The sequence below is a fragment of the Paracoccus onubensis genome (assembly GCF_003591515.1).
Taxonomy (GTDB): Bacteria; Pseudomonadota; Alphaproteobacteria; order Rhodobacterales; family Rhodobacteraceae; genus Paracoccus; species Paracoccus onubensis.
This window is the reverse complement of record NZ_QZCG01000001.1, coordinates 490,418-512,080: the sequence shown is the minus strand read 5'-3', so window position 1 is coordinate 512,080 and position 21,663 is coordinate 490,418. Positions and strand designations below refer to the sequence as shown.

At 60.6% G+C, this 21,663-nt stretch carries 19 protein-coding genes and 1 tRNA gene; 13 read left to right on the top strand and 7 right to left on the bottom strand.

Going from position 1 to position 21,663, the window contains the following annotated elements:
- The first annotated feature begins 6 nt into the window (after nucleotides 1–6).
- From D3P04_RS02510 to D3P04_RS02460, 11 genes are all read left to right on the top strand, one after another.
- Nucleotides 7–1,218, top strand: a complete 1,212-nt coding sequence (locus D3P04_RS02510; protein WP_119745527.1) for an acetyl-CoA C-acetyltransferase — start codon at nucleotides 7–9, stop codon at nucleotides 1,216–1,218.
- Between the two features lie 14 nt (nucleotides 1,219–1,232).
- The gene (locus tag D3P04_RS02505; protein WP_119745665.1) at nucleotides 1,233–3,419 is read left to right on the top strand and encodes a 3-hydroxyacyl-CoA dehydrogenase NAD-binding domain-containing protein; all 2,187 of its coding nucleotides are present in this window, start codon (nucleotides 1,233–1,235) and stop codon (nucleotides 3,417–3,419) included.
- A gap of 160 nt (nucleotides 3,420–3,579) precedes the next feature.
- The gene (locus D3P04_RS02500) at nucleotides 3,580–4,773 is read left to right on the top strand and encodes a toxic anion resistance protein (protein ID WP_119745525.1); all 1,194 of its coding nucleotides are present in this window, start codon (nucleotides 3,580–3,582) and stop codon (nucleotides 4,771–4,773) included.
- 4 nt (nucleotides 4,774–4,777) lie between these two features.
- Entirely contained in the window at nucleotides 4,778–5,824 is a 1,047-nt protein-coding gene (locus D3P04_RS02495) for a DUF2927 domain-containing protein (protein WP_119745523.1), read from the top strand.
- 39 nt (nucleotides 5,825–5,863) lie between these two features.
- Nucleotides 5,864–6,994: an SPFH domain-containing protein gene (locus D3P04_RS02490; protein WP_119745521.1), complete on the top strand. Its 1,131-nt coding sequence runs from the start codon at nucleotides 5,864–5,866 to the stop codon at nucleotides 6,992–6,994.
- Between the two features lie 6 nt (nucleotides 6,995–7,000).
- Nucleotides 7,001–8,218 carry a zinc ribbon domain-containing protein gene (locus D3P04_RS02485; protein ID WP_232844862.1) on the top strand — a complete coding sequence of 406 codons (1,218 nt, stop codon included), beginning with the start codon at nucleotides 7,001–7,003 and terminating at the stop codon, nucleotides 8,216–8,218.
- A 36-nt stretch (nucleotides 8,219–8,254) separates the two neighbouring features.
- Nucleotides 8,255–9,163, top strand: a complete 909-nt coding sequence (locus D3P04_RS02480; RefSeq protein WP_119745519.1) for a carbohydrate kinase family protein — start codon at nucleotides 8,255–8,257, stop codon at nucleotides 9,161–9,163.
- Nucleotides 9,164–9,256: 93 nt separating this feature from the next.
- Complete coding sequence (locus D3P04_RS02475) at nucleotides 9,257–10,225, top strand: NAD(P)H-dependent flavin oxidoreductase (RefSeq protein ID WP_119745517.1); 969 nt, start codon at nucleotides 9,257–9,259, stop codon at nucleotides 10,223–10,225.
- A gap of 111 nt (nucleotides 10,226–10,336) precedes the next feature.
- The gene (gene msrB, locus D3P04_RS02470) at nucleotides 10,337–10,777 is read left to right on the top strand and encodes a peptide-methionine (R)-S-oxide reductase MsrB (protein ID WP_119745515.1); all 441 of its coding nucleotides are present in this window, start codon (nucleotides 10,337–10,339) and stop codon (nucleotides 10,775–10,777) included.
- The gene (gene msrA, locus D3P04_RS02465) at nucleotides 10,778–11,284 is read left to right on the top strand and encodes a peptide-methionine (S)-S-oxide reductase MsrA (protein ID WP_119745513.1); all 507 of its coding nucleotides are present in this window, start codon (nucleotides 10,778–10,780) and stop codon (nucleotides 11,282–11,284) included.
- Between the two features lie 88 nt (nucleotides 11,285–11,372).
- Nucleotides 11,373–12,278, top strand: coding sequence for an alpha/beta fold hydrolase (locus D3P04_RS02460; RefSeq protein ID WP_119745511.1), 906 nt, complete (start codon nucleotides 11,373–11,375; stop codon nucleotides 12,276–12,278).
- Nucleotides 12,279–12,485: 207 nt separating this feature from the next.
- On the opposite strand, the gene D3P04_RS02455 is transcribed toward D3P04_RS02460, so the two are convergent.
- From D3P04_RS02455 to D3P04_RS02430, 6 genes are all read right to left on the bottom strand, one after another.
- A complete protein-coding gene (locus tag D3P04_RS02455) occupies nucleotides 12,486–13,232 on the bottom strand; it encodes an ABC transporter permease (RefSeq protein ID WP_119745509.1) in 747 nt (248 codons plus the stop codon).
- The gene (locus tag D3P04_RS02450; protein ID WP_119745507.1) at nucleotides 13,229–14,167 is read right to left on the bottom strand and encodes an ABC transporter ATP-binding protein; all 939 of its coding nucleotides are present in this window, start codon (nucleotides 14,165–14,167) and stop codon (nucleotides 13,229–13,231) included. The genes D3P04_RS02455 and D3P04_RS02450 overlap by 4 nt, the downstream gene beginning before the upstream one ends.
- 9 nt (nucleotides 14,168–14,176) lie before the next feature.
- On the bottom strand, nucleotides 14,177–15,346 hold the full coding sequence (locus tag D3P04_RS02445) for an ABC transporter permease (protein WP_119745505.1): 1,170 nt from the start codon (nucleotides 15,344–15,346) through the stop codon (nucleotides 14,177–14,179).
- 100 nt (nucleotides 15,347–15,446) lie between these two features.
- The gene (gene osmF, locus D3P04_RS02440) at nucleotides 15,447–16,358 is read right to left on the bottom strand and encodes a glycine betaine ABC transporter substrate-binding protein OsmF (RefSeq protein WP_119745503.1); all 912 of its coding nucleotides are present in this window, start codon (nucleotides 16,356–16,358) and stop codon (nucleotides 15,447–15,449) included.
- A gap of 141 nt (nucleotides 16,359–16,499) precedes the next feature.
- Nucleotides 16,500–17,753 carry an MFS transporter gene (locus tag D3P04_RS02435; protein ID WP_119745501.1) on the bottom strand — a complete coding sequence of 418 codons (1,254 nt, stop codon included), beginning with the start codon at nucleotides 17,751–17,753 and terminating at the stop codon, nucleotides 16,500–16,502.
- Between the two features lie 139 nt (nucleotides 17,754–17,892).
- Nucleotides 17,893–18,489, bottom strand: a complete 597-nt coding sequence (locus D3P04_RS02430) for a LolA family protein (protein ID WP_119745499.1) — start codon at nucleotides 18,487–18,489, stop codon at nucleotides 17,893–17,895.
- 202 nt (nucleotides 18,490–18,691) lie between these two features.
- Between D3P04_RS02430 and D3P04_RS02425 the strand changes: the two genes are divergently transcribed.
- A tRNA-Ala gene (locus D3P04_RS02425) sits at nucleotides 18,692–18,767 on the top strand.
- A gap of 649 nt (nucleotides 18,768–19,416) precedes the next feature.
- Nucleotides 19,417–20,571 (top strand): endonuclease/exonuclease/phosphatase family protein, encoded by a 1,155-nt coding sequence (locus D3P04_RS02415; RefSeq protein WP_220475245.1) that lies wholly within the window; start codon nucleotides 19,417–19,419, stop codon nucleotides 20,569–20,571.
- 282 nt (nucleotides 20,572–20,853) lie between these two features.
- Here D3P04_RS02415 and D3P04_RS02410 read toward each other — a convergent pair whose 3' ends face one another.
- A complete protein-coding gene (locus tag D3P04_RS02410; RefSeq protein WP_119745496.1) occupies nucleotides 20,854–21,603 on the bottom strand; it encodes a transglycosylase SLT domain-containing protein in 750 nt (249 codons plus the stop codon).
- Between the last annotated feature and the right edge of the window lie 60 nt (nucleotides 21,604–21,663).

Sequence of the window (21,663 nt, the reverse complement as noted above, 5' to 3'; positions counted from 1 at the left end):
GGCAATATGACCGAAGCATATATCTATGACGCCGCGCGCACGCCGCGCGGCAAGGGCCGCCCCGATGGCAGCCTGCATGAAGTGACCGCGCTGGCGCTGTCGGCGCGGCTCCTGAACGCCGTGAAAGAGCGTAACGGGCTTGAAGGCCATGCGGTCGAGGATGTGATCTGGGGCAATGTCACTCAGGTCAAGGAACAGGGCGGATGTCTGGCGCGCTCGGCCGTGCTGGCCTCGGATCTGGACGAATCCATTCCGGGCCTGTCGATCAACCGCTTCTGCGCCAGCGGGATGGAGGCGGTTAACCTTGCCGCCAACCAGATCAGGGGTGGAGCCGGTCAGGGCTATATCGCCGGAGGCGTCGAGATGATGGGCCGTGTGGCCATGGGAAGCGACGGCGCCGCGATTGCCGTTGACCCGAGCCTTGCGATGAAGACCTATTTCGTGCCTCAGGGGATCAGTGCCGATATCATCGCGACCGAATACGGTTTCAGCCGCGAGGAATGCGATGCGCTTGCAGTGGAATCGCAGCGTCGGGCGGCCGAAGCGTGGCAGGATGACCGCTTTGCCAAATCCATCGTTCCGGTCATCGATCAGAACGGGCTGACCATTCTGGAGCGCGACGAATACATGCGCCCCGGCACGAGCACCGAGGATCTGGGCAAGCTGAAGGCCAGCTTCAAGGAAATGGGCGAGATCATGCCCGGTTTCGATCAGGTGGCGATGCTGAAATATCCGCATCTGGACCATATCGATCATGTCCATCATGCCGGGAATTCCTCGGGGATCGTGGACGGGGCGGCGGCGATCCTGCTGGGCAGCAAGGAATTCGGCGAGGCGCATGGGTTGAAACCCCGCGCCCGGATCCGCTCGACCGCCAAGATCGGCACGGATCCCACGATCATGCTGACCGGGCCGGTTCCCGTGACCGAGAAGATCCTGGCCGACAGCGGCATGTCCATCGGCGATATCGATCTGTTCGAGGTGAATGAGGCATTCGCCGCCGTCGTGCTGCGATTCATGCAGGCATTTCAGGTCGATCCGGCCAGGGTCAATGTGAATGGCGGCGCGATCGCAATGGGGCATCCTCTGGGCGCGACCGGGGCGATCATCATCGGCACGCTTCTGGATGAGCTTGAACGGCAGGATAAGCAGGTCGGCCTTGCGACCCTGTGCATCGCGTCCGGCATGGGCGCGGCCACCATTATCGAGCGCGTGTAAGGGAGAGCATGGAAATGACCGATTTTACGATGAAGAAAGACGCCGATGGCGTGGCGATCATCACCTGGGACGTGCCGGGCAAGTCGATGAATGTACTGTCTCTGGACGGCGCGGCGGAACTGGACAAGCTGATTGACGGCGCTTTGGCGGATGATGCCGTCAAGGGAATCGTCATCACCAGCGGCAAGAAGGATTTCGCCGCCGGGATGGATCTGAACGTCATTGCCGGGATGAAGGACAATGGCGGTGCGCAGGGCGTATTCGACGGCGTGATGACCCTGCATCATCTGCTGCGCAAGATCGAACGTGCCGGGATGGACCCCAAGACGCTGAAAGGCGGCAAGCCGATTGCGAGCGCCCTGCCCGGCACGGCGCTTGGCATCGGGCTGGAGCTGCCTCTGGCGACGCATCGCATCTTTGCCGCCGATAACGCCAAGGCCAAGATCGGCCTGCCCGAGATCATGGTCGGCATCTTCCCGGGCGGCGGCGGCACGACCCGGCTGGTCCGCAAGCTGGGAGCCATGGCCGCCGCTCCCTTCCTGCTGGAAGGCAAGCTGAACCCTCCGGCCAAGGCGAAAGCGGCGGGGCTTGTTGACGAGGTGGTTGCGGATCCGGTGGCGGCTGCCCGTGAATGGGTCCTGAATGCCGGCGATGACGATCTGGTCAAGCCATGGGACAAAAAGGGCTACAAGATGCCGGGCGGGGAACCCTATCACCCGGCGGGTTTCATGACCTTTGTCGGCGCAAGCGCCATGGTGCATGGCAAGACCAAAGGCGTTTACCCTGCGGCAAAAGCATTGCTGTCGGCCGTGTATGAAGGCGCGATGGTCCCCTTCGATCAGGCTTTGCGCATTGAAGCCCGCTGGTTCACCAATGTCCTGATGAATCCGTCATCCACCGCGATGATCCGCAGCCTGTTCATCAACAAGGAAGCCTTGGAAAAGGGCGCGAACCGGCCCGAGGCCCCCGATCAGACGGTGAAGAAGGTCGGCATTCTGGGCGCAGGAATGATGGGCGCAGGGATCGCCTATGTCAGTGCGAAGGCCGGGATCGAGGTCGTGCTGATCGACGCGAAACAGGATGCCGCCGATAAGGGCAAATCCTATTCCGAGGGCCTGATGGACAAGGCCATCAGCCGCAAGAAAGCGACCGAAGATCAGAAAACCGAATTGCTGGGCCGTATTCTGGCCACCACGGATTACGCTGCGCTTGACGGCTGCGACCTGATTGTCGAGGCGGTTTTCGAAGACCCCGGCATCAAGGCCGAAGTGACGAAAAAGGCCGAAGCCGTCATTCCGCAGGATGCGATCTTCGCCACCAATACCTCGACCCTGCCGATCAGCGATCTGGCCCGCGCAAGCGCCCGGCCCGAACAGTTCATCGGCATCCATTTCTTCAGTCCCGTGGACAAGATGCTGCTGGTCGAGATCATCAAGGGGCGCGAAACCGGCCCGCGTGCCGTCGCCAAGGCGCTGGATTTCGTGCGGCAGATCCGCAAGACGCCCATCGTGGTGAACGATGCGCGGTTTTTCTACGCCAATCGCTGCATCATCCCCTATATCAACGAAGGCATCCGCATGGTCGCCGAGGGTGTGAACCCGGTGCTGATCGAGAATGCCGCGAAGATGCTGGGTATGCCGCTTGGGCCGCTGCAACTGGTCGATGAGACCTCGATCGATCTTGGCGTCAAGATCGCCAAGGCGACCAAAGCTGCGATGGGCGATGCCTATCCCGATGGCGCGGTTGACGAGGTGCTGTTCTGGATGGCCGATCTGGGACGGTTGGGCCGCAAGTCCAATGCGGGCTTCTATGCCTATGACGACAAGGGCAAGCGTCAGGGGCTGTGGGATGGGCTGGAGGCGCAATATCCCGAAGCACAGGAGCAGCCCGAACTGACCGAGATACAGCACCGTCTGATGTTCGCGCAATCACTGGAAGCCGTGCGGGCGCTTGAGGAAGGCGTGCTTGAGGATATCCGCGAAGGCGATGTCGGCGCGATCCTTGGCTGGGGCTTTGCGCCCTGGGCGGGCGGGCCGTTCGGCTGGCTCGATATCCTGGGTGCCACGCGTGCCGTCGAAATCTGCGACGGGCTGACAGAACGGCATGGCGCGCGGTTTGAAACGCCCGGATTGCTGCGCGAACTGGCGGAAAAGCACCAGACATTCTACGGCCGCTTCGCCGCGCAGCCGAAGGCTGCCTGACGCTGTCCGATGTGATGCAATCAGGTCACAGGAGATCGTTGCAATCTGCAAGAGGGGCGAGATTTTCGCCCCTCATTCGTGTTGTAAGCGTAACGAATCACCCTATGCTGCGCCGCAATACGGCCAACGCGGTCGTCAAAGTCAAAAGGGAAAACATGTCATGACCGAAGAGACGAAGCGTCGCGCCGAAGCCGTTACCAAGGATATCGAGGACGTCACCAAGGTTGTACTGCCCGAACCCGACAGCAATCAGGTCCAGATAGGGTCCGCAGATTCCGTCACAACCGAGGAAATCCGCAAACGGATGGATGAGATCGACATGACCGACTCGGCCTCGGTCATGCATTTCGGGGTTCGCGCCCAGACGGAGCTTCAGCAGATCAGCCAGAAAATGCTGGCGGATGTGAAGAACAAGGATGTCGGACCGGCCGGAGAATCCCTGCGCGAGATCGTCACGACCATTCGCGGCTTCTCGGCCTCTGAACTTGATACGCGGCGCAAGCAAAGCTGGTGGGAAAGACTGCTGGGTCGTTCGGCCCCCTTTGCGAAATTCATCGCCAATTACGAGAATGTGCAAAGTCAGATCGATCAGGTGACGATCGATCTGGAAGGGCATGAGCAGAAACTGCTGAAAGATATTAAATCGCTGGACATTCTTTATGACCGCACGCTGACATTCTATGACGAGCTGGCCCTGTATATTGCCGCCGGCGAAGAAAAGCTGCGCGAGCTGGACAGCGATGTGATCCCCGCAAAGGAAGCCGTCATGAACGCGGCGAATGACGATGACAAGGTCATGGAAGCGCAGGAATTGCGCGACCTGCGGGCCATGCGCGACGATCTTGACCGCCGTGTGCATGACCTCAAGCTGACGCGGCAGGTCACGATGCAGTCGCTGCCCTCGATCCGGCTGGTGCAGGAGAATGACAAATCCCTTGTCACCAAGATCAATTCGACGCTGGTCAATACCGTGCCGCTTTGGGAAACGCAGCTTGCGCAGGCCGTCACCATTCAACGCAGCGCGGAAGCCGCAGGTGCGGTCAAGGCAGCAAACGACCTGACCAATGACCTGCTGACCAGTAATGCCAAGAATCTGCGCAAGGCCAATGCAGAAATCCGCACCCAGACCGAGCGGGGCGTCTTTGACATTGAATCGGTCCGTACGGCCAATGCGGAGCTGATCTCGACCATCGAGGACAGCCTGCGGATCGCCGATGAAGGCCGCGCCCGCCGCGCCGCCGCCGAAGACGAGTTAACGCAGATGGAGAAGGAATTGCGCAATACGCTTGCCGCCGCAAGCGCACAGCGTCAGGAAATCTCGAAGGGAGCGGGCAGGCAGCCCCAAGGGAAGTAATGTGATGCAAGCGACGGCCGGTTTTCCCTCTCATGTCTCTGCACGGCGTTCATGGGCGATTCTGGCCCTTATGCTGACAATTGCCGTGACGGCCTGCACGGATCAACGCGGAAAGGACGTCCCTGTCACGCCGCCTCCGGTCGCCAAGCCGACGCCTCCTGATCCGGGTCCCACGCAGGCGGAGCTTCGCGAGGCGCGGGCGAAACGCAATCGCGAAGCCAATCTCGCGGCTTCTCGCGCGGCAGCCAATCCCACCAGTCAATCGCGCCGCAGCTATTACTCTGAAGTCGAGCAGCGGCTTCTTGCCGCCGGCCGGCTGCGTCAGGACCGCATTCCAGCGGATATTCCGATAAATGCCGAGTCATTGACGCAGGATTTCATCCAGATCGCCCTGCGGGACGAATATGACAGTAACGGCGTGCAGAACCCGCAAGGCGCGGAAGCCGCGGCATCGCTGCGCAGATGGGAACAGCCGGTCAGTATCAAAATCGCATTCGGCCCATCGTCCGATGTGGCGGTCAGACGCGAGATTCGGGGCGAGGTCGCGGCCTATTCCGCCCGGCTGGCGGAAACATCCGGCCATACGGTCGGCACGACCGAGGGCAATGGCAATTTCACCCTGCTGGTGCTGGCGGAAGAAGAGCGGCATAATATCGGGCAATATCTGCGCGACATCGCCCCCTCGATTCCAAGCCATGACGTCACCACGCTCGGCCGGCTGTCGCCGGACATCTATTGCACGGTGTTTGCCTATTCGCAGGGCAATTCCTACAGCTACGCCCATGCCGTCGCATTGATCCGGGCGGAATTGCCGCCGCTGCTGCGGCTGTCCTGCATTCATGAAGAGCTGGCGCAGGGCATGGGTCTTGCCAATGACAGCCCGACGGTTCGCCCCTCGATCTTCAACGATGACGAGGAATTCGCCCTGCTGACAAGGCATGACGAATTGTTGCTGCGGATCCTTTACGATCCGCGCCTGCGCCCCGGCATGACCGAGGAGGAGGCAGCCCCGATTGTCCGAACGATTGCAGGAGAGCTTCTGGCCGACTAAGTTCCTGTTTATCACCATTGCTGATGTAAGGGCGGAACCATGAGTATCTTCGACATATTGGGCGGCGAATTCATCGAGGTCATCGAATGGGTCGACGACTCGCGCAATACCATGGTCTGGCGCTTCGACACGGTCGGGCGAGCGATCAAATACGGTGCCAAGCTGACAGTGCGCGAAGGGCAGACAGCGGTCTTCATCCATGAAGGACAGCTGGCCGATGTGTTCACGCCCGGTCTTTACATGCTGGAAACCAACAACATGCCGGTGATGACCCGGCTTCAGCACTGGGATCACGGCTTCCGGAGCCCCTTCAAATCCGAGATTTATTTCGTCAACACCACCCGTTTCAACGAGATGAAATGGGGCACCAAGAACCCGATCATGGCGCGCGATCCGGAATTCGGACCGGTCAGATTGCGCGCCTTCGGCACCTATTCCATGCGGGTCACCGATCCGGCCCGCTTCATGACCGAGATCGTCGGAACAGACGGCGAATTCACCAGCGACGAGATTTCCTTTCAGATCCGCAACGTGATCGTGCAGGAATTTTCGCGCATGATCGCAGGCTCGGGCATTCCGGTGCTTGATATGGCCGCCAACACCGCCGATCTGGGCAAACTCGTCGCGGATGCGATCAAGCCGGTGATCGACGAATATGGCCTGAGCATTCCGGAATTCTATATCGAGAATATCAGCCTGCCCCAAGAGGTCGAGAAGGTGCTCGACAAGCGCACCTCGATGGGAATCATCGGGGATCTCAGCCGTTACCGCGAATATGCGGCAAGCGAAGCGATGCTGAATGCCAGCAACAATCCCGGCGGCGCCGGTGCGGGCATGGGCGCGGCAATGGGGGCCGCAATGGGAATGGGCATGGCCGCTGGCGGTCCTTGGGGACAAGGACAGGGACAGCAGCAGGTTCCGGCGCAGAATGCCGCCGGTGCGGCCCCTCCTCCGCTTCCCGGTCAGCAGGACGCACAGTGGCATGTAGCCATCGACGGGCAAGCCAGGGGGCCATTCGGACAGTCACAGCTTCAGCAGATGGTCACAGATGGCAGCCTGACCCGCGAGACGCTTGTCTGGGCGCAGGGGCGCGACGGCTGGACCGCCGCAGGAGAAATATCGGAACTGTCGCGACTGTTTTCGGACATCCCGCCGCCGCTTCCGGACTGATCCTGAATGACCGCCTTGTCGGCCGAGCATCGGTATCCCTGCGAGAATTGCGGCGCCAGTCTTCGCTATCAGCCGGGGCAGGAATATCTGGTCTGCGATTATTGCGGCCATCAGCAGCGCATCGTCCCGAAGCCGTCCAATGACGGCGATCCGTCACGCATCCCAAAAACCGGCCATGCGCTTCAATGGGATGCGGCGCATAAATCGCCGCAACTGACCGAGATCCCGCTTGATAAGGGATTGCGCCTCGCTGCCGCTTCCGACATGGCCGAGGAAATCCGCACCCTGTCCTGCCCGAATTGCGGCGCGCGCATCCAGATCACCGGGGCAAGCCATTCCAGCGACTGCCCTTTCTGCGCGACTCCGGTGGTCACGGATACCGGTGCCACCCGTCAGATCAAGCCGCAGGGGGTATTGCCCTTTGTCCTGAATGAAAATCAGGCGCGCAGAGCCATGGAGGACTGGCTGGGCAAGCTGTGGTTCGCGCCGTCAGGACTTGTGGCCTATGCGCGGCGCGGTCGCCGGATGACCGGGATTTATTCGCCTTTCTGGACCTTCGATGCCAGTACCCGCTCCTCTTACAGCGGACAGCGCGGCGATGCCTATTACCAGACCGTCTATGTCACGCAAAACGTGAACGGCCGCCAACAGCGCGTGGCCCGTCAGGTTCGCCGCATTCGCTGGCGTCCCGTTTCCGGTCGTATCGCGCGGAATTTCAACGATGTGCTGGTGCTGGCCGCGGAATCGCTGCCGCGGAATTTCTCGGACGGGCTGGCGCCGTGGGATCTGTCGCATCTGGCTGAATACCGGCCCGATTACCTTGCCGGGTTCAATGCCGAAGGATACACGGTTGCGCTTGCCGATGGCCACCAGATCGCCCGGCAGGAAATGGCCAGCGTGATCGCGAACGACGCCCGGCGCGACATCGGCGGCGACGAACAGCGCGTCACCCATGTGCAAACCGATTACAGCGCCGAAACCTTCAAGCATATCGTGCTGCCCATCTGGATCGCCGCGTATAAATATAACGGCAAAAGCTATCGCTTTCTCGTCAACGGCCAATCCGGGCGGGTTCAGGGGGAACGTCCCTGGTCGGTCTGGAAAATCGCGGCTGCCGTTATCGCAGCCCTGATTGCGCTAACAGTTTTTCTGTATTTCGGTGAATCGACAGGTTATATCCAGCTCGGCGGCATCGAGCCGGCGGAAACTGTCGCCTTGGGCTAACACACGGGCGCAAGCAGTATAGGGAAGGACGCGATCATGATCCTGTGTTCGGGGGAAGCACTGATCGACATGGTGCCGGAAAATGGCGTTTTCAGGCCCCTTGCGGGCGGCGCGGTATATAACACCGCCATCGCGTTGGGCCGCCTTGGCGAGCCGACCGCCTATCTGTGGCCGATCAGCCGGGACTCCTTTGGCGAGGTTCTGCTGCGCCCGCTGACCGAGGCCGGGGTGGATACCGGGTTATGCCCCCGCTCGGATCGTCTGACCACGCTGGCGCTTGTGACCCTGGCCGGTGGCGAGGCGCGATATGCGTTCTATGACGAGGGCTCGGCAGGCCGGATGCTTTCCCCGGACGACATCCCTGCCCTGCCCGCGCAGACCGAGGCGATTTTCGCCGGTGGTATCAGCCTTGTGCCCGACCCTTGCGGCACGGCGATCGAAGCCCTGATTCAGCGGAACCACGCGAAGCTGCCGGTCATGGTCGATCCCAATATCCGTCCGTTCTTCATCAAGGACGAACAAGCCTATCGCGCGCGGCTTGCCCGCATTCTGCCACAGGCGGATATCGTGAAATTATCCGCCGACGATCTGGAATGGCTGTATCCCGGCTTTGGCATCGAAGATGCCGCGCGGCAGGTGCTGGCGCTTGGCGCCAGGATTGTCCTGCAAACCGGCGGCGCATCCGGCGCCCGCGCGATCTGGTCCGGCGAGACTGTCGAGGCCCCCGCAATCCGCACCAGTGTCGCCGACACGATCGGGGCCGGCGACACGTTCAATGCCGGCGTTCTTGCCAGTCTGCGCAGGCAGGGCATCCTGAGCAAACCCGGCATCGCCGCGATCACTGGCGATCAGCTTCACGCGGCCTTGGGTCTGGGCGCGCAGGCCGCCGCGATCACCGTATCGCGCCCCGGGGCAAACCCGCCCTGGGCGCATGAGATGCCTTAACCGGCGCATCCAAAGCACGGCCGCATCGCTGCGTCACGGGTTGAACCCCGCCGTCACTCGCGCCATCCTTTCCGGACCTGCAAGGAGGAACTCATGCTGCCACCCATTCTACAAAATCTGCGCATTCCCGTTGTGGCGTCGCCGATGTTCATTGTTTCCGGCCCCTCTCTGGTCATCGAGCAATGCAAGGCCGGTATCGTGGGCAGTTTCCCCGCCCTGAACGCCCGCGAGAAGGATGGGGATCCGATTCAGCTTGAGGCGTGGCTGACGCGGATCACGGAAGAGCTGGATCAGCATAATCAGGACAATCCCGACCAGCCCGCCGCGCCTTTCGCAGTCAACCAGATCGTGCATCGCAGCAATGCCCGGCTGGAACGCGATATCGAAATCTGTCACCGCTTCAAGGTGCCGATCTGGATCACCTCGCTTGGCGCCCGCACTGAAGTCAACGAGGCGGCACATGATTGCGGCGGGATCGCCCTGCATGACATCATCAATAATCATTTTGCGAAGAAAGCCATCGAGAAAGGCGCCGACGGGCTGATCGCCGTCGCAGCCGGTGCCGGTGGCCATGCCGGCCCGCAATCGCCATTTGCCCTGGTTCAGGAAATTCGCGAATGGTTCGACGGACCGTTACTGCTGTCAGGCGCCATCGCCACTGGGCGCTCGGTGCTGGCGGCGCAGGTGATGGGGGCCGATCTGGCCTATATCGGCAGCCCCTTCATCGCCACCATGGAGGCGCGCGGCACCGAGGAATACAAGCAGATGATCTGTGACAGCGGAGCAATGGATATCGTCACCTCATCGCTTTTCACGGGGGTTTCGGGCAATTATCTGGCGCCTTCGATCCGCAATGCCGGGCTTGACCCCGACAATCTGGAAAAGTCGGACGCCTCGAAGATGAATTTCGCTCAGGGCTCGTCCAAACCCAAGGCATGGAGCCAGATTCTGGGCGCGGGACAAGGGATCGGAGCCATACATGACGTCGTTCCGGCCGCCACCTATATCGACCGGCTTGCCAAGGAATATGCCGACGCCAAGACCCGGATGGCGAAGCTGTGACGACTTTGGCGCGATCGGTCATCGGACGCGACGCGAAGGCTGCCCATCTTGGCAAATCGCGGCGGTCTTCCCATATAATCGCGCACGGAAGGTCATTTTACGGAGTGGTCAATGAATTTTACCAAATCGCAGGACGCAATCGACAAGCTGACCCCCGAGCAATACCGGGTCACGCAGGAAAACGGGACCGAACGCGCCTTTACCGGGGAATATGACAAGCATTTCGAGCCGGGCATCTATGTCGACATCGTCACCGGCGAGCCGCTTTTCGCCAGTTCGGCAAAATACAATTCCGGCTGTGGCTGGCCCGCCTTCACCAAGCCGATCGACAACAATATCACCGAACTCCGTGATGATTCCTTCGGGATGGTCCGGACCGAGGTTCGTTCCAGACATGGCGACAGCCATCTGGGACATGTATTTCCCGATGGTCCGGCCGAAGCGGGTGGGCTGCGCTATTGCATCAATTCCGCCTCGCTGCGGTTCGTTCCCAAAGACCGCATGGAATCCGAAGGTTATGGCGAGTATCTGAACCAGATAGAGGAGGGCTGAATGTCTGAGCGTGCAGTATTGGCCGGAGGGTGTTTCTGGGGCATGCAGGATCTGATCCGGAAGCTGCCCGGCGTCGTCTCGACCCGTGTGGGCTATACCGGCGGCGATGTGCCGAACGCCACCTATCGCGATCATGGCACCCATGCCGAGGGAATCGAGATCACATTCGATCCCGAGCTGATCAGCTATCGCCGGATTCTGGAATATTTTTTCCAGATCCACGATCCGACCACGCCCAACCGGCAGGGCAATGACGTCGGCCCCAGCTATCGCTCGGCCATTTATTACATGGACGACACGCAGAAACAGGTCGCGCTGGACACGATCGCCGATGTGGATGCCTCTGGCTTGTGGCCCGGCAAGGTCGTGACCGAACTGGAACCGGTCGGCGATTTCTGGACTGCCGAGCCAGAGCATCAGGATTATCTGGAGCGTATCCCCAACGGCTATACCTGCCATTTTCCGCGCCCGGATTGGGTATTGCCGAAACGCGCCGCGGCAGAGTGATCGCCGGGCAGACCCCTTTGGCTATCGGGTTTGACTCGGGGCCAGGCTTCGCGCCACTCTCCCCCTTAACCGGACCAAAGGGGGCAGTATGTTCGAAGGATTCGTTGAGGAAACCGTAAAGACCGGCGATGGCCAGATCTTTATCCGGCGCGGCGGAAACCCGGATGCCGCGCCGGTGCTGCTTTTGCATGGCTATCCCCAGACCTCCGCCATGTGGCATGGGGTTGCGCCGTTACTGGCACGGGATTTTCAGGTCATCTGCGCGGATCTGCGCGGCTATGGCCGGTCGCACAAACCTGAATCGGCTCCCGATCACGCCCCCTATTCCAAGCGGGCGATGGCTGCCGAGATGGGCTTGCTGATGCAGGAGCTGGGTTTCCCGCGCTTCCATATCGGCGCCCATGATCGCGGCGCCCGCGTGGCGCATCGTCTGGGGCTGGATATGCCGGACAGGGTTCTGTCGATGGTGCTGCTGGATATTGCCCCCACCCGCGAGATGTATGCAGGCACGAGCCAGGATTTCGCCGCAACCTATTGGCACTGGTTTTACCTTATCCAGCCCTATCCGATGCCGGAACGCATGATCGGCCACGATCCCGAAGCCTTCTGGAAGGAAAAATGCGGCAAACAGGCGGGCGGCGGGAATCCTTTTACCAAGGACGCGCTTGCCGAATATCTTGCCGCCTTCTCTGATCCGGCATGCATCCATGCCACCTGCGAGGATTACCGCGCCGCCGCCACGATAGATCTGCGTCACGACGATGAGGACGAAGGGCGCAAGCTGACGATGCCGTTGCAGGTTGTTTGGGCGCGACGGGGCGTGATCGAGAAATGTTTCGATGCGCTTGCCCTGTGGCGGCTTCGCGCGGAAAAAGTCGAGGGAGAGGCCGTGGACGCAACGCATTACATGTCCGAAGAAATTCCCGAGGATATCGCGCAACGGATGGCGGATTTCTTCGCGCGTCATTCCGGTGGCGGCGCAACGCGGGGTTAAATCGTTTCAGGTCCAAGCTGAACGATTTTCCGGTTGCCTGGAACCTGTCGCGTCTGCCCGGATTCGCTTCCTCTCCCTTCTTCTTTGTCCAAATACCTGGGGGGTCCGGGGGCAGCGCCCCCGGCCATCGCGGGACGCAAATAACCGGCGTTTCCAATTCAGCGCGACAAGCCCCGACCCGTACCGCGCTGGCGACACCTGACCGGCCTATCTCGCCACCCCTCGCCCCTGACGGGCCATGAGCAGACGCTCCAGCCCCGACAATGCATCATAGATCAGCACCGCCAGCGCTCCGACGATCAGCCCCCCTTGCAGGACAAAGGCCGTGTTGCCCGTCAGCAATCCGGCGATGATGACCTCTCCCAGCGTCCGGGCGGCGACCGTCGAGCCGATCGTGGCGGTCGCCAGCGCAATCACGGTCGAAATCCGGATGCCGGCCAGAATGACCGGCAGCGCCAGCGGCAATTCCACCTGCAACAGCCGCTGCCGTCCCGTCATCCCCGCACCACGCGCCGCCTCCATGACCCGGGGCGGCAGATTGGTGAATCCGGTCAGCGTATTCTCGAATACCGGCAGCAGGCCATACAGGAACAGCGCCACCAGCGTAGGCCCTGTGCCGAAGCCCAGCACCGGAACCGCAAGCGCAAGCACCGCGACCGGAGGAAATGTCTGGCCGATATTGGCGATGGCACGTGAAAGCGGCAGGAATTCCGCTCCGGCGGGCCGCGTCACCAATATGCCCAGCCCGACCGCGACCATGGTCGAACCCAGGACGGCAATCGCAACAATCAGCAGGTGACTGATGGTGATGGCCAGCAAGTTTCCCTGATTGTAGATCACCGGCTGCCCCGGCTTGGCGAACAGGGCAAAAAATCCGGCGAAGAGATCCGGGCGCATCAGCAGGGCGATCAGAACCGCAAGGACCAGAAGCCTTATCAGGTTTCCAATCGTCATTTCGGGGCCATCGCCAGTCTGGTCAGGCTTTCAAGCCGGATACGGCCAATCACATCTCCTGCGGCGGTCACCACCGGCGCGGCTGTTCTGCCGGACCATAAAAGCTCGGAATAGGCGTCGCGCAGACTGGCGGTCGATGGCAGCGGCTCGCCCGTCGCCTCGCCGGACTCGACGTGATCGGCAAGCCGGGACAGTGATAACAGACGGAATGCGCGATCCGACGGCCCCAGCAGTTCCGCGACGAAATCAGAGGCGGGGTTGCCGATGATCTCTGCCGGAGGCGCGAATTGCACCAGTTTGCCCTCGTCCATCACGGCAATGCGGTCGCCCAGATGAATCGCCTCTTCCATGTCATGCGTCACCAGCACGATCGTGGTGCCGAAGCGCTGCTGGATCGCAAGCAGATCGTCCTGCGCCCTGGTCCGGATGACCGGATCAAGCGCACCGAAGGGTTCATCCATCAGCAGGATATTGGGCTTTGCGGCAAGCGCCCTTGCGACACCGACCCGCTGCTGCTGCCCGCCTGAAAGTTCATGCGGCATCCGGTCCCGGAACATATGCGGATCAAGCTGGAACAGTTCCAGCAATTCATCCACCCGGGCCGAGATACGCTTTTCATTCCAGCCCAAGAGCCGCGGCACCGTGGCGATGTTCTGGCCGACATTCTTGTGCGGGAACAATCCATTCCCCTGAATGGCGTAACCGATGCGCCGACGCAGCTCATGCGCGGGAACCGCGGTCACATCTTCGCTGTCGATACGGATTTGGCCCGAGGTCGGCTCGACCAGACGATTGATCATCCGCATCAGCGTGGTCTTTCCCGATCCGGACGTTCCGACCACGGCGCAAATCGTATGGGGCTGGATGGTCAGGCTGACATCGTTCACCGCCAGATTATCGCCATAAGCCTTGCTGACACCGTCGATCTCGATCATGGGAACCTCTTAGCTTATCATCTCGACCACGGCGTCCAGCACGACCGCCGCTGCAAAGGCCAGCGCCACGGTCGGCACCGCGCCCAGCAGCACCAGATCCATCGCGGTCTGTCCGATGCCCTGAAAGACGAAGACCCCGAAACCGCCGCCGCCGATCAGGGCGGCAATCGTGGCAAGCCCGATATTCTGGACAAGGACGATCCGGATTCCGGTCAGGATCACCGGGAAGGCCAGCGGCAATTCGACGCCCAGCATCCGCTGACGCCGGGTCATCCCCATGCCACGCGCCGCATCGACTGCCGCCGCCGACACGCCCAGAAGCCCAACGACCGTATTTGAGACGACGGGCAGAAGCGAGTAGGCGAACAGAGCCACCAGAGCAGGCGCGGTACCGATGCCCGAGATGCCGATGGCGGAGGCGCCGGGGATGGTCGCGGCGATCCATGCCATCGGCGCGATCAGCAGGCCGAACAGCGCAATTGACGGGATCGTCTGCACGATATTGAGCACATTCAGCACTGCGGCACGCAGCGCCTTGCGCCTGTAGCACAGAACCCCCATCGGAATACCGACAAGGATCGCCGCCGCGACAGAGCCGAAGGTCAGCAGGATATGCGTCCGGGCTTCTTGCCAGAACGCGCGGGAACGCGTCGCATATTCCTGAAGGATGGAAAGATCGTTCCAGCTGCCGCTCCAGAGCAGCAGCGTGACCACGACACAGACCCCCAGCAGGATCCCGATCCGTATCCACGGCCCCAGCCGCAGACGGGTCAGGACATCTGCCAGCATCAGCGAATTGGCGAATACCAATAGCCAGAACCCGGATGACGGAGAAACCCGCGCATAATTGTTCTCGGGCGGCATCAGGTTGCTGGCGGCCACGCCGATCAGCAGGAACAGCGCAAGCAATGCCGTGGCACTGGCGCCAAGCTTGACCAAATTCGGAACGCGCAACAGCGCCGCTAGGATGCAGGCGATCAGCAGTGCCAGGAAAAGAAAGCCCGGACCGCCGGGCAGCCCGTCCAGAATGCCGCGGGCTTCACCCGGCACGATGCGGTTTGCCTTGAGCAATGCGAAAGGCAGCGCCAGTCCCGCAACCGCGATCAACGCAATCAATACGCCAAGCTTATCCAGAGTCAGCCATGCCGGGCGGTCCCGCAGGTTGGTAACATCTGTCATCCTCAGCCGCCTTTCGGTGCTGCCTTCGCGCAAGACGGGGCGGCGGTGCCTGCATCGCACCCGAGTGCGCGCACCCCGTATCCGGCCAGAACCGGCGCCCCTAGTTCAGAAGACCGTTCTGCGTAAGGTAATCCTCTGCGACGCTTGCCGCCGCTTCGCCACCGACCTGTACCCTGCCATTCAGTTCTTGCAGGACATCCAGCGTCAAGCCCTCGAAAACCGGTTTCAGCAGATCCTCGATCGCAGGATATTCCGTCAGCACCTCCTGGCGGATTACCGGGGCCGGCTGATAGACGGGCTGAACGCCCTTGTCGTCTTCCAGAACGACCAGTCCCGAAGGCGCGATCCCGCCATCCGTGCCGTAGACCATGGCGGCATTCGCACCGTTGGTCTGCTGCGCAGCGGCGGCGATCGTGGCGGCCGTATCGCCACCCGACAGGGTGATCAGCTGATCCGGTTGAAGCGTAAAGCCGTAAACTTCCTGAAACCGGGGCAACGCCGCCTCGGAATTCACGAATTCAGACGACGCCGCCAGCGTCACCTCGCCGCCGCCAGCGACATATTTCCCGAAATCGGTGAAAGTCCGAAGCCCTGCTTCCTCTGCAAGATCGCTGCGAATGGCAACCGCCCAGGTGTTATTGGCAGGAGAGGGAGTCAGCCAGACGATCTCATTGGCGTCAAGATCCAGTTTCGCGGCCTCCTGATAGGCGCTTTCTGCGTCATTCCACAGTGGATCGCCCGCCTTCTCGAAGAAGAACGCGGCATTGCCGGTATATTCGGGATAGATATCGACCTCGCCCGCAAGAATGGCTTCGCGCAGGATCGGAGTCGCGCCAAGCTGGATCCGGCTTTCGACCGGGATGTCATTGGCCTCCAGCACCTGCAGGATGATATTGCCCAGAACGCCACCCTCGGTGTCGATCTTGGACGAAACCACCACCTGCGCCGATGCCATGCCCGCAGCCAGGGTGAAGGCCGCGGCGGTCGCGGACAGTATCTTGATCGGTCTCATCTCGTTTCCTCCGTGTTCCGGGCAGGTCCCGGCTTCGCCTGCCCCTACCCTGCCATGTATGAAACGATTTGACAGCGATAAATTTTCCTACTCCTGGCGCAGGAAAACAAGCTATTGATTACGCATAAAAATTGCAAGAAATCATGCGGCAGCGGGACTTCCGGGCTGCAGGCGTGACGGGGCTTCGCGGATGGGAAGATGGATCAGGGCACTGAATGCGCCGACCCCCACGCCGACCCACCAGACCAATGTGTAATCGCCAAAGCGGTCATAAAGCGTTCCACCCAGCCAGACCCCCAGAAAGGATCCGATCTGATGGGACAGGAACACGAAACCATACAGCGTTCCCATATAACGCAGCCCATAGATATAAGCGACCAGCCCCGAGGTCAGCGGCACCGTCGCCAGCCACAGCCCGCCCATCACCACCGAGAAGATGATGACGGTTGCCGGCGTGATGGGGGTCAGGATGAATGCCGCCGCAGCGATCGTGCGCAGCGTATAAATGCCCGCCAGCAGATATTTCTTGCTATAGCGCTTGCCCAGCCACCCGGCAAAGATCGCACCCGCCATATTCGCCAGTCCGATCAGCGAAATGGCGGCCGCGCCCAGCGCCGATGTCGTGGTGATCCCGATCGAGGCAAGCGTGCCCAGCGGATTGATCGGGCCGCACATTTCGGTGATCATGGCGGGGAAATGTGCTGTGATGAAGGCAAGCTGATAGCCGCAGGAAAAGAACCCGGCGAAGATCATCAGATAGGTCGGATCGCGAAAGGCGCGCCGCAGCACACTGCCCAGACTCTCTTCCAGTTCCGAGCGGGTGGCGGGTTTGCCGCCGCCCAGCATCGGCAGGAACAGCAGGCACAGCAGAACCAGCCCCCCGAAGATGATGAACACCATCTGCCACGTATAGAAGCCAAGCAGGATCTCGGCCAGCGGCGCACCGATCACCTGCCCGGCCGAACCGGCCGCGGTCGCAATGCCAAGGGCAAGGCTGCGATTCTCGTCGCTCGCTGCGCGGCCCACGACGGCTAGGATAACCCCGAAGCCCGTTCCCGCAACGCCGAAACCGACGATGACTTCCAGCAATTGCATCGTGGCCGGCGTGGTCGCAAAGGCGGTCAGAACCAGTCCGGCGGCATAGAGGAACGCGCCCAATATGATCGCCTGGCGATCTCCCCAGCGTTCGGCGAAGGCTCCGAAGATCGGCTGCCCGATCCCCCAGGCAAGATTCTGGATAGCGATGGCAAGCGAGAATTCGGCACGCGGCCAGCCGAATTCCTCTCCGATCGGGATCTGGAACACGCCGAAACTGGCGCGAAGCGAGAAATTGATCAGCAGGATGAAGCAACCGCCGATCAGGATGGGCGTGAAAATCCGGGCTTGGCTTGACATGGAATAACCTGGCAGCGAATGCGAGGCTTACCGTTGACCTACACCGCCCCAGAGTTCAAGTGCGCTTTCGTGATAAATCATATCAACCGGACTGATGATTCGGCCCGGTTGATGCAGATCGGACAATGATTGGCGACAATTAATTGCGGCGTGCCAACTCGTTCCTGATCGAGAATTTGGAGGACGCGATCGCACCGCCCTTGCTCATCTCGCCAAGAATCACGGTGGTTTTCTCGCCTGCGTCGTCGGTGACGACCCATTGACGCAATTCGGTCGGCCCCGGGGTGAAGACCATCTGGATATTGCCATATTCCGGATGTTCGGGATCCTGAGCGGTCACGATGGTCGAGTTCTTGCCCTCGCTATGGCCGGTGACCATGTTTGCCCGGCTAAGATCGACATTGGCGTCGAGGATGATCGAAAGCGGGGTCTGCGACAGCGGATATTGCTGTGGCCCGCCGCTGGATTTGGGATCGAATATCGCAACATTGCCCGCCGATGCCAGGACCAGCGTGGAATCGTTGTTATATTCGAACCGGACACGGCCCGGCCGCTGGATATAGACCGTTCCGGTCGAAATCGATCCGTCGTTATTGACCTGCGTAAAAGCGCCCGTGAGCGTTTTCAGGCTGTTGAGATAATTCGAGATCTCGTTCAGCGGAATCTTCTCGGCCAGTGCCGGAACGGCAAGGCCGATGATCAGGGCGGGCGCAAGTGCGAGTGAGCGTAAGTTCATATCGCCAATATATCCTTCTTCGTTGCAGACTGCACATCACGTCTGTTTCAGATGTCAGCGGCGAACGTTCCTGACGCCACGAAGGTTCCGGACGATCACAGGCAGTTGCAAAACAGCACAAGGCCCACACGCCATACCCTGCCGGCAATTCCTCCGACCTTGCTTGACATCACGACATCCCGGCGTCAAATATCGCGGCGATGGGGCCGTAGCTCAGTTGGTAGAGCGCATCGTTCGCAATGATGAGGCCAGGGGTTCGATTCCCCTCGGCTCCACCAAGCCCTCACTAAAATTTATTGGGATGGACCACACTGATCTTTTGACAGCGCTTCGCCCGAGCAGATAACGCCAACTCAACGTGACACAGAAAATGACATTCTCAGGCTGACAACCGGGCGACTTTCACAAGATTGCTGCCGATGGCCGAATTTCCAGTTCGGGCCAAGTGGGCCTAACTGGCTGACAATCGCCCCATGATGAAATGATTTTCTATCTTTATGCGGATAACCGGAATTCCGCCGCGCAAGCCGCCGGTTTTCTTCAGTGAGCAGCCAATTGCGGCATCCGTCTCAGTCCGAAAGGACCCACTCGCCGAGCACATTCAGAGGGGCGATGGCCGAGATGCCAATGACCAAGCCGCCAATTCCGCCCAGCAGAATGACAGCAAGACCTGCGCCGATGAGATTCTTCGCAATGCCATGGACAAGCGCATATCCGGCAATCGTCGCCGGCGCTGCGAATCCGGCAGGAAGATGGCAAGCAGAATCAGGGTCATGAAAACCTCCGGACAGGTGATCGAGGATCACGTCGGGCTGCCAGAGGATACGATCCGCCCGCGGCTATGCTGCTTTGCCAGTTCTGCAAGAATGTCACATTGAATGACGGGTATGGTGCCAGGTCAAGGATCGGCGGCTGAAGCAGCCGCCGATGAATGGCGCTCCCGTCAAGCGCGCCGGATTGCCGCCCGGCATCGTTTACGGCCTCCGCTTGTTATGTGAAAGTTACATCATGATCCCACAATCACTGGGCGTAATGGAGAGCGATATCATGGCTGCAAAAGATGTCTCATTCTGTTCGTTCAACCTGCTGAACCTGCAGCTCCCCGGTAAGCCGGTCTATACCGACAAGGATGGCTGGTCCGACGAGGTCTATGACCGCAAGATCGATTTCACCGCGCGTATGCTTGCCCGCATGGACGCCGATCTGTTCGGCTTCCAGGAGCTTTGGGCGCCCGAAGCGCTGCAGGAGGCGATGAACCGTGCCGGCATGGCCGAAAGCCATCTCCTGCTCGCGCCGCCCGATCATCCCGACAATCGCATCACCTGCGCCGCCGCCATCCGCCGCGACCTGCTGGTGAATGAGCCCGAATGGATCGTGGATTTCCCGTCCGAGATGATGCTGAAATCAACCGGCGACGATCCGCAGCAACCGGAAATCAGTGTGAACCTCGCGCGTTTCTCGCGCCCCGTGCTGCGGTTGCAGCTTCGTCCATCTTCGGACACGCCGAACATCGAAGCCTTTGTCTGCCATTTCAAATCGAAGCGCCCGGCAGAGATTTATCGCGAGAAATGGTATGACCGCGATACGCACGGAGCGCATCGCACGGCTATCGGCTATGCGCTCTCGACGATCCGCCGCACCGCCGAGGCAACCGCGTTGCGGGTGCTGATAACGGGTATTGCCAAGGACACCGAGACGCCGGTCGTGCTGATCGGCGACATGAATGACGGCAAGGAGTCCAATACGCTGAACATCCTGTCCGAGCAGCCGCGCTTCCTGACCACGCTGTCGACGGGAGGTGGCGACAATGCTCTTTATACCGCGCAGACCCTGCAGGAATACCGCTCGGTCCGGGATGTCTACTACACCTATATCTACCAGGACCAGCATGGCAGCCTCGACCATATCCTGGTCAGCGAGCAGTTCTACGACAATTCACGGCGGCGGCTATGGCGCTTTGACGGGCTGCAGGTCGCCAATGATCATCTGAACCGGGATGACCACAAGGACAGCGGCACCAATGATCACGGCATCATCCTTGCGCGCTTCAAATGGCAGCCCGCCCGGCAGGGGCTGGTATAAGCTCCTAGCTGCCCTGGATCCTGTCATGCAGGGCTCGCGAGAGGTCTCGGGAGGCATGAAACACCGCCAATATCGTCACCATGTCAACACCGACCTCGCAGACGATCAGATAGGGCAGTCCCGCTATGCTCAGTTCCCGTGTCTCCGGAGGGCGACCGGACGCCCCAGGGCCGGGAACTCGGGCAATCGCTCCGCTGCCTGCACGATTTCCCGATGAGGTCGGGGGTGATGACGACGCTGGTGCGTTCGTAGAGCTTGCTCAGCCTTGATGCCGGGTTCGGTTCAATACATCTGATTGCCGCCTGGGAAACCGTCCGGCAGCACCTGCCCGCGAGCAATCAGATCCTCGAAGAAATTGACCTTGTCGACATAGTTTTTCGTTCCCAGTCCCGTGGTCGAGATCGACGGATCCGATGGGTCGACCGAACCCGGTCCCGAGTTATAGGCACGCAGCGCCAAGTCCCAATCCCCGAAGGTCGCCTTCTGCTCGGCCAGATAAAGTGCGCCGGCCATTATATTGCTTTGCACATCATCCGGCCCGCCAGGCAGAAGGTCGGGATGCTTGGCCTTCAGGGCCGCGAAGGTTTCGGGGTTCACCTGCATCAGACCGCTATCGGTCAGGCCATTCTCACCATTCGTCGTAGCAGCGGAAGCAATGCCTTTGGATTCATCCCATATCACGGCAGCCAATAGCTCCGGCGGAACGCCAGTCGCCTCGGACGCGATACGAATTTCGTCCTGGTACTGCGCAAGCTTCCCGGTCAATTCCGGCATTGCTCCGCTTTGCCCTTTACCATCCCCGGGCTCGGCTTCAGAGTTGGTCTTAACCGGAAACTGATCCGCCTGAGGCTCTGGGGCCGTCATGTCCGGAGCGGAGGGTGCATCGCTGCCCATCGATTCAATTGTCTGCTGCGCCAGCTCAATCTCGGCGGCGAAATGTTTCTTCAAAGCTTCATCATTTGTCGCGTCCATGCGTGACTGGCGGTCGGAAACAAAAGACTGCCACCCGGAAAGAGCAGAATTGACGTTCATGGCATCCTCATAAAATGAATCTAACAAACTCCTCCCTCAGAAAGCCGGAGGGTCCCCAGA